An 8,285-nucleotide genomic window follows, 5' to 3' on the forward strand; every position below is an offset into this window, starting at 1 on the left:
TTTAAATTTTAAAAATTTTATAAAAAAGGATAGCATTTGAACGGCTTTAAAACTTTACTATCGCGCTTTAAGCCCTATTTTAGGGATTATAAGCCGCAGTTTGCATTGGCGATTTTGGGTATGGTGATGACGAGCGTGGCGACTGCTGCGAGCGCGAAGCTGGTTGAGCCCGTTTTAAATAAAATTTTCGTCGAAAAAAACGAGCCGTATCTCTACACGCTTCCGATCGCCATCATCGTGGTTTTTGCGATGAAAAGCGGCGGCGCGTTTATGCAAAACTACTTCACCGCCTTCATCGGTCAAGACACGGTGCGCCGCTTCCGCGATAGGCTCGTCGCAAGCCTCGTGCGGCTGGACGTGGATTTTTTCAACCGCTTCCGCACGGGCGAGCTCATCAGCCGCACGATCAACGACATCGAGCGTATCCGCGTCGTGGTTTCGAATATGATCCCCGATTTTTTCACGCAGATCATTACGATTTTGGGGCTTTTGGGCGTCGTGATCTATCAGAGCCCAAAGCTTTCGTTTTTCGCGCTCGTGGTCTTTCCGTGCGCGATATATCCGCTCTCGCGCCTCGCAAAGCGGATGAAAAAAATTTCGCGCGAATCTCAAGAGAAAACCTCCGATATCTCCTCGGCGCTCAGTCAAATTTACTCCAACATCGAAATCGTCAAGGCAAGCAATGCCGAAAGCTTTGAGGTGGAGAAATTTAACGCCGAAAACAAGAAATTTTTCGGTCTAAATTTAAAGGCGGTCGTAACGGCGTGCCTGGTAAGCCCGATCATGGAGATGCTGGGCGCCGTGGGCATCGCCGTGGTGATCATCGTCGGAGGACAGGAGGTCATCGCGGGCCAGATGAGCATCGGCAGCTTTTTCAGCTTCCTTACGGCGCTTTTTATGGTCTATACGCCGATAAAAAAGGTCTCCTCGCTCTACAACAACATGCAAGACGCCATCGCAGCGAGCGAGCGGACGTTTGAGCTGATCGACTTGGAACCTACGATCGTCGGAGGCGGAAAGCAGATGGGCGAGATCGGCTCGGTGAGCTTTTGCGACGTGTCGCTAAACTACGGCGACAAGGCGGCGCTGAAAGATATAAGCTTTAGCGTCAAAAAGGGCGAAATTTTAGCGCTCGTCGGAAACAGCGGCGGCGGCAAAAGCTCGGTCGTGAACCTGCTGATGCGCTTTTACGACGCAAGTAGCGGTAAAATTTTATTCAACGGCAACGACGAGATCGGCGAGTTTAGCATCCCTAGCCTGCGCGAAAACATCGGCCTCGTAAGCCAGCGCGTCTATATTTTCAACGACACGATCGCGCAAAACGTAAGCTACGGCGCGGAATTTAACGAGCAGCGCGTCATAGAAGCGCTCAAGCTCGCCAACGCCTATGAGTTCGTAAGCTCGATGAAAGATGGAATTTACACCGTGCTTAGCGAGTTCGGCGCAAACCTTAGCGGCGGGCAGCGCCAGCGTATCGCCATCGCGCGCGCGCTGTATAAGGACCCGCAAATTTTAATCTTCGACGAGGCGACTTCGGCGCTGGATAACGCAAGCGAAAAGGAGATCTCAAACGTCATCGAAAAGATCAAACAAAGCAAAATCGTCTTTGTAATCGCTCACCGCCTCTCCACGATCGAGCGCGCCGATAATATCGCCGTGATGAAAAACGGCCGCATCCTCGCTATCGGCACCGACGCGAAGCTAACGGGCGAATGCGAGGAGTATCGCAGCCTAAAGGGGATCATGCAAAAAGGCTAGAGCTTTAAAATTTTGCCCCTTTTGCGCCCCGGTTTTGCTCTATGAAATTTTGAATTTTTAGTTTTGAAGTAAACCGCATAAATTTATCCGCAAAGATTGAAATTTTATTTTGAAATTTAGCCACGCAGATCGCTGCTTTAGCTGCAGTGCTTTTCAATAAAGCTCGTCTCTTTGATGCGACGAGGCACAACTGCTAGAGTTTTAGCGTTTGGATAAAATTTATCTTAAAATTTTAGCGCTTCATTGCAGGCTGCCTCTAAATTTAAAGGCTCGCGCCGTTTTAAAACCGCTGCGGTAAAATTTTATCGCACGCTGGACTTTTCAGCGCGTTACCTGCACCTGATCTTAGGCATCTGCGGTAAAATTTTAGCTTTATTTTCCTTTATAAATTTTCGCATCTTTTTAAAATCTCTATCCGAATCGAAATTTTTCGCGTATTGCACAAGTACAAGTCCGCAGCTTTGCATATCTGCAACCATTAGATCGACTTCATATTTATTGAAATTAGGATCTCCGGGGGCGGGCGGATTGAGGAGTACTATTATAGCTTGCGTATGGTTGGTTTTTAAAATGCCGAAGGAGCGTCGATCCTCTTGTTTTTTTCCCGCATTGGCCTCTTCGATCGCTTGATATATCCCATACGCATACTCATCGATATTTTTTACGTCGTTGAAATATGATATAGATACGAGCTTACTCCAGCCAAATCCTTCCTCGCCGTTTAAAAAATAATATGCCGCCGCAAGATTTTTATACTTTCTGGTAAAAGTTTCTCCATCTATCTTAATGCTATACGGTAACTCTATCGCGCTATACGCTTCCTTTACCTTGGGATCCTCCAATATATATACCTTGCCTCGAAACGCCGCGCATCCGCCAAATATCGCCGCCAGTAAAAATGCGGTTAAAATTTTTAATCTCATACCCGCTCCTTCAAAATTTTTTCAAATATTTTGCCATAAAAACCGAGCTTTAATCAATAAAAGGCTACAATACGCCAAATTTAATTCCAAGGGAAAGTCATTGTTTGAATCTATGCGCGCGGCACGCTCGCTAAGCCCCCTATTTCTGGGGATTTTCTTTATGTTTATCGGCGACGCGCTAGTCATCGCAAGCGCGGGCATTATGCTAAAAGAATCCGGTCACAGCGAGCTTGAGATCGGACTAATTTCGGCGTTTTTCTTTTTAGGTGCGATCTTTAGCGGCTTTTTCGTGCCTTCGATAATCGGCGCACTCTCGTACGTACGGGCATACGCAGTCTTTACGGCGCTTTTCGGAATTGCTGCAATGCTGCACGATCTAGGCTCAAACCTCGTGTATTGGGCGATTTTACGCTTCATTTTGGGCTTTTGCTACTACGCGCTTTTGATGATAATCGAAAGCTGGATAAACTCAAAGATCACAAACTCCATCCGCTCCCGCGTGCTGGCGATCTACGAAGCGGTTTTTTACGGCGCGTTTGCGATAGGAGTTGCAATTTTAGCGCTAAATTTCGGAACGATGAAGGTCTTCGTGCTAAGCGCATTTTTCATCATCCTAGCGCTGCTGCCGGTAAATTTAATCCGCTTCAATCCTCCCAGAGTTCCCGCTCGCATGCGCATCTGTATGCCGCAAATTTCGATCGTGCCGCCGCTTGCGTTTGCGACGGTGGTTTGCGCGGGCATTTTGATTAACGGCTTTTTTTCGATGGCAAGCGTTTTCGTGCTAAGCGCAGGGCTTGGAGTGGGCTCGGTGGGCGCATTTATGGGATCGGCGATGGTCGGAGGGTTTTTGGCACAGCTTATTTGCGGCGTAATCTCGGATAAATTTGGTCGCAAACGCGCCATAATGATAGTTTGTGCCATCGGCATCGCAGCCTGCGCAGCGCTATTTTTTGCCAAGAGCTTCATCCTAACGTGCGCGCTTGCGTTGCTGCTAGGATTTGGCGCTTTTCCTTTGTATTCGCTCGCCATTGCGCGCGCAAACGACTCCATCACCGGCGAAGGCGCATCTCGCGTGCAAATTTCAGCGGCGATGCTCTTTATCTATTCGAGCGCGTCGCTCTGCTCGCCTTTGATAATCGGCGCGATGATGAAATTCTTAGGCGCAAACGGCTTTATCTGGGTATTTTTCGCAGCGATGAGCTTTTTATTTGTATTTGCTATCTTCCGCCCCGAGATCGCGCCGAAAAGATAGCGAGCCAAATTTCAAATTTTTTCGTAGATTAAAAATTTATAATAAAACGCCGCGATTGCGAACATAAAGCCCATGCCGAAAGTGATTTGCGAAAGCGAAAATCCAAGCTCGAAGAAAAATCCGATCGCGGCCGACACGAGCGTGGCGACGATGAAATACGCCATGTCGTTGTAGGCGATGACGCGCCCGAAAAACTCCCTATCGACGTGGTTTTGCAGCTGCGTAAAAGAATACGACCACACCGTCGTGATGAAAAATCCCGCCGCGATCATGCCCGCAAACGAAAGCCAGTAGTTAAACTCCAGCACCGCCCACAGCGCGATGCCCGCAAACTGCCCCAGCAGGATCCAAAAGAAGGTGTGCTTGTTTACGATCTTGCTTAGCCATATCTGCCCGAAAAATGCAGCTGCCGAGCGCGACATATTCATAAGCCCGATGACTAGCGAGGCGCTTAAAATCTCTTTGTATTTATACTTCGCAAGAAGTGCGATTAGATTGTCGTAGGTGGTGACGGCGACGAAGGCGTGAAGCACGATGAGATGCACCACCAAAGGGTGCAAGCGTAGGTAGGAAAAGCCCTCCTTTAGCATCTTAAACACGGGCTCTGGCGCATTTCTTGCGAGGTCTTTAAAATTTAGCCGCAGCAGGATGAAAAATGAAAAAACATATAAGCAAAAATCCAAAATAAACGCCGCTCGCACGCCGAAATAGTGGATAAAAACGCCCGCACTCGCCATGCCGAAAGTATAGGTGATCGTCCAGATAATGCCCGTCATCTCGTTAGCAAGCTTGAGATAGGGGCGGCTTAGGAATTTCGGCAGCGTGGAGGATTCGGTCTGAAAAAACAGCGTGCCTGCGACGCTTCGCACGACCACGATCAAAAGCAGCAGCCACAAATAATCCAAGCTATCGATAAAAATCAGCATGAAAATACTGATCATCTCGGTTATAAACATCGCCGTCATCAGGGGCTTTGGTTGAAATTTATCCACAATGATGCCGTTAATGGGCGCTAAAAAGACGTTCGGCACGAACGAAACGACGCCCACCGCCGTGATCGCCCACACCGGCGCGCCAAGCTCGATTAGAAGCGTAGCGACCCCCACCACCGAAAACCACAAGCCGAACATACATATAAAACCCGCCGAAAAGAGCAGTCGGTAGTTGCGCGAATGTCTAAGCAGCACGATGTATCTGATCATAAAATTTTATCCCGTAAATTTAATATAAAAAATCTAGCGAAATTGTATCACGGCGCGCCTTAAAAGCCAAAATAAGCTAAAAATGCTATAATTGCGAAATTTTAATTCAGGAGTGAAAATGGAAGGGTTCGTAACTACGGTAATAGTATTTTGCGTCCTCATCGCAGCAATTCTAAAGATGGGGGTCAAGATCGTCTCGCAATCGGAAATTTTAATCATCGAGCGGCTGGGTCGCTTTCATAAGGTGCTTGACGGCGGCTTTCACATCATCGTGCCGTTTTTTGACGCGGTGCGCGCCAAGATGAGCGTGCGCGAGCAGCTGGTGGACATCAGCAAGCAGCAAGTCATCACCAAAGATAACGTCAACATAAGCGTGGATGGTATCGTGTTTTTGAAGGTCATCGACGGCAAGATGGCGCTTTACAACGTCGAGGATTATCGCCGCGCGATTTCAAATTTAGCGATGACGACGCTACGTAGCGCGATCGGCGAGATGAGCTTAGACAGCACTCTTAGCTCGCGCGATCAGCTAAATTCCAAACTGCAAATCGCTCTGGGCGACGCTGCGGATAACTGGGGCGTAAAGATCATGCGCGTGGAGATTTCCGAAATTTCGGTGCCGCACGGCATCGAAGAGGCGATGAATATGCAGATGAAGGCAGAGCGCGAAAAGCGCGCGATTGAGCTTAAAGCCGAGGCGGAAAAAGCAGCCCTCATCCGAAACGCCGAAGCGCTAAAGCAGGAGAAGGTTCTTGAAGCCGAGGCGATCGAGCGTATGGCGGATGCGAAAAAATATGAGCAGATCGCGTTAGCACAGGGTCAAAAAGACGCGATGGATAGTATAAATTTAGCGATGAGCGCTTCCAGCTTTGCGGCGGAATACCTGCTCGCGCAGGGTCGCGTAAACGCCTTCAGCGAGCTGTCTAAAAACCCGAGCAAGGATAAAATTCTAGTGCCTTACGAAACGAGCGAGCTGATCGGCTCTCTTAGCGTGCTTAAAGAATTCCTAAGCAAAAACGGCGCGAAGGAGCTCAAATGAACGCGCTGATTTTTATCATAATCGGCGTGATTTTGGCGATCGTCGAGCTTTTGGTGATGGATTTTACCTTTATATTTTTCAGCGCCGGATTTTTCATCACGGGGCTTTTGAGCTTCGGCTTTCATCTTGATTGGGACGTGCAAATTCTGCTTTCGTTCGTGCTTTCTTTCGTGCTTCTGATCGCGCTTAAAAGGCCGCTAAAGTCGCGCTTTTTCAAACCCGAAGAGAAACTTGAGGATAACTTTTTGGACGAGAGCGGCACCGGCACCGTCAAAAACGGCATGGTCTATTTCAAAGGCACGTTTTGGAAAAGCGATGAAATTTCGGAGTTTGACGAGGGCGACCGCGTCGAAATTTTAGGCGTAAAAAATGGTCAGATCGTGGTTAAAAAAGATAGCAGTCGAAATTCTAGCGGCGCAGACGGCGTAAATTTAAATGACGGCGGCGTAAATTTAGGCGACATGGATGGCGCAGGTACTGACGATAAAAATTCCAACGCCGCCGCGAGCAAAAACGCTCAAAGCTCTGACGCTAAACAAGAAGCGTCCGCAGATCCTAAAGAGGCGCAGAGTGAGCGCTAAAACCGCACCGAAAAAAACGATCAACAGCAAAGATGAAATTTTAAAATTTTTATCGTCACAGAAAAAGAGGCTTTTTGCAGTTGGCGTTACCGAGCTAGGGCTTTTCGGCAGCTACGCCAAAGGTAGCGCCGACGCGTTTTCAGACATCGACATCGCGATCGAAACCGACGGGGCAAAAATGGTAAAAAATTTAGGAAACCCATTTTCGGCGCTGGTTTTTTTAGATGATTTTAAAAAAAAGCTATCCAGCAAATTTAATGCAAATGTCGATCTGTGCGATACCACCTCTTTAAGTCGCGAAGAAAAAACAAAGCTGCTGCAAGGAGCGATTTATGTTTGAAAGATCAAGCGTCGAGCGATTAAAAAAGATATCTGATAAAATTTCATCCATCCTAAAAAAATGCGAGGGCGGCGTAGCGCCTGCGCTTGCCGACGAGGACGTTTTGCAGCCTGCGATAATGATGCAGTTCATCAATATCCACGCCCTGCTAAAAGGGCTGCAAGAAAGCAACGATTTGCAGGCTTTGGCGATCTTTAGCAAAGATGAAATAAGAGCTATCAACGCCACCAGGAATATCGCCTCGCACGAATACGAACGGCTAAATTTTGAGCTGATAGAGATAGCGATCAAGGACTATCTGCCGACGCTAAATCAAAAAATCATCGACGCACTAAAACCGTATCGCAAAGGCAAATCGGAAGGATAAATTTGAAAAGACTAAGTATAGATGAAGCCCTAAATTTAATCGAGCACGCCGATCTAAACGAGCTTGGGCGCGCGGCGTTTGCGCGCAAGCGCGAGCTGCATCCGGATCGCGTCACGACCTTCATCATCGATCGAAACATAAACTACACCAACGCCTGCATGGTGGATTGCAAATTTTGCGCATTTTACCGCCACGTAAGCGACGCGGATGCCTATGTGCTGAGCTTTGAGCAGATTAGCAAAAAGATCGAGGAGCTCATCGCCGTGGGCGGCACGCAAATTTTATTTCAAGGCGGCGTCCATCCGAAGCTGAAAATCGAATGGTACGAGGATCTCGTGGAGTTCATCCACAAAAATTACCCGAGCATCACGATCCACGGCTTCTCGGCGATCGAGATCGATTATATCGCGCGCCTTAGCGGCATCAGCACGCTCGAAGTGCTTCGCAGGCTGCAAGCCAATGGGCTTTACTCGATGCCGGGAGCCGGAGCCGAAATTTTAAGCGACCGCGTGCGAGACCTCGTAGCACCGCGCAAAAGCGACAGCGCCACGTGGCTTAGAGTGCACGAGGAGGCGCATAGCATCGGTATGAAAACGACCGCCACTATGATGTTCGGCACGCTTGAAAGTACGCGTGAGATCGTAGAGCACTGGGATAAGATCCGCGAGCTGCAAGATCGCACGGGCGGCTTTCGAGCGTTCATTTTATGGAGTTTTCAAGGGCAAAACACCCGCCTTTTGCGCGAGCATCCAGAGATCAAAAAGCAAAGCCCGAACCGCTACCTGCGCCTGCTCGCCGTCTCGCGGCTATTTTTGGATAATTT

The 8,285-nt window shown here is 48.5% G+C and carries 9 protein-coding genes; 7 read left to right on the forward strand and 2 right to left on the reverse strand.

The window, feature by feature from the left end; all coding sequences use genetic code 11:
* Positions 1-36: 36 nt before the first annotated feature.
* Positions 37-1,758, forward strand: a complete 1,722-nt coding sequence (locus Q0438_RS05060; RefSeq protein WP_299188078.1) for an ABC transporter ATP-binding protein — start codon at positions 37-39, stop codon at positions 1,756-1,758.
* 329 nt (positions 1,759-2,087) lie between these two features.
* Here the strand turns inward: Q0438_RS05060 and Q0438_RS05065 are convergent, their stop codons facing one another.
* Positions 2,088-2,681 carry a hypothetical protein gene (locus Q0438_RS05065; RefSeq protein WP_299188080.1) on the reverse strand — a complete coding sequence of 198 codons (594 nt, stop codon included), beginning with the start codon at positions 2,679-2,681 and terminating at the stop codon, positions 2,088-2,090.
* Positions 2,682-2,781: 100 nt separating this feature from the next.
* Here Q0438_RS05065 and Q0438_RS05070 point away from each other — a divergent pair, with 100 nt between their 5' ends.
* On the forward strand, positions 2,782-3,933 hold the full coding sequence (locus Q0438_RS05070; protein ID WP_299188082.1) for an MFS transporter: 1,152 nt from the start codon (positions 2,782-2,784) through the stop codon (positions 3,931-3,933).
* 11 nt (positions 3,934-3,944) lie between these two features.
* Here the strand turns inward: Q0438_RS05070 and Q0438_RS05075 are convergent, their stop codons facing one another.
* Positions 3,945-5,135, reverse strand: a complete 1,191-nt coding sequence (locus Q0438_RS05075; protein WP_299188084.1) for an MFS transporter — start codon at positions 5,133-5,135, stop codon at positions 3,945-3,947.
* Positions 5,136-5,253: 118 nt separating this feature from the next.
* Here Q0438_RS05075 and Q0438_RS05080 point away from each other — a divergent pair, with 118 nt between their 5' ends.
* The 5 genes from Q0438_RS05080 to Q0438_RS05100 form a co-directional block, all read left to right on the forward strand.
* On the forward strand, positions 5,254-6,174 hold the full coding sequence (locus tag Q0438_RS05080) for a stomatin-like protein (RefSeq protein WP_299188086.1): 921 nt from the start codon (positions 5,254-5,256) through the stop codon (positions 6,172-6,174).
* A complete protein-coding gene (locus Q0438_RS05085; RefSeq protein ID WP_299188089.1) occupies positions 6,171-6,755 on the forward strand; it encodes an NfeD family protein in 585 nt (194 codons plus the stop codon). The genes Q0438_RS05080 and Q0438_RS05085 overlap by 4 nt, the downstream gene beginning before the upstream one ends.
* Positions 6,745-7,095, forward strand: coding sequence for a nucleotidyltransferase family protein (locus tag Q0438_RS05090; RefSeq protein WP_299188091.1), 351 nt, complete (start codon positions 6,745-6,747; stop codon positions 7,093-7,095). The genes Q0438_RS05085 and Q0438_RS05090 overlap by 11 nt, the downstream gene beginning before the upstream one ends.
* Positions 7,088-7,462, forward strand: a complete 375-nt coding sequence (locus tag Q0438_RS05095) for a HepT-like ribonuclease domain-containing protein (RefSeq protein ID WP_299188093.1) — start codon at positions 7,088-7,090, stop codon at positions 7,460-7,462. The genes Q0438_RS05090 and Q0438_RS05095 overlap by 8 nt, the downstream gene beginning before the upstream one ends.
* A 2-nt stretch (positions 7,463-7,464) precedes the next feature.
* Positions 7,465-8,285: CofH family radical SAM protein (locus tag Q0438_RS05100; RefSeq protein WP_299188095.1), on the forward strand; the 821-nt coding region annotated here is incomplete at its 3' end.

Origin of the sequence: uncultured Campylobacter sp. (genome assembly GCF_938030785.1) — a bacterium.
Lineage (GTDB): Bacteria > Campylobacterota > Campylobacteria > Campylobacterales > Campylobacteraceae > Campylobacter_B.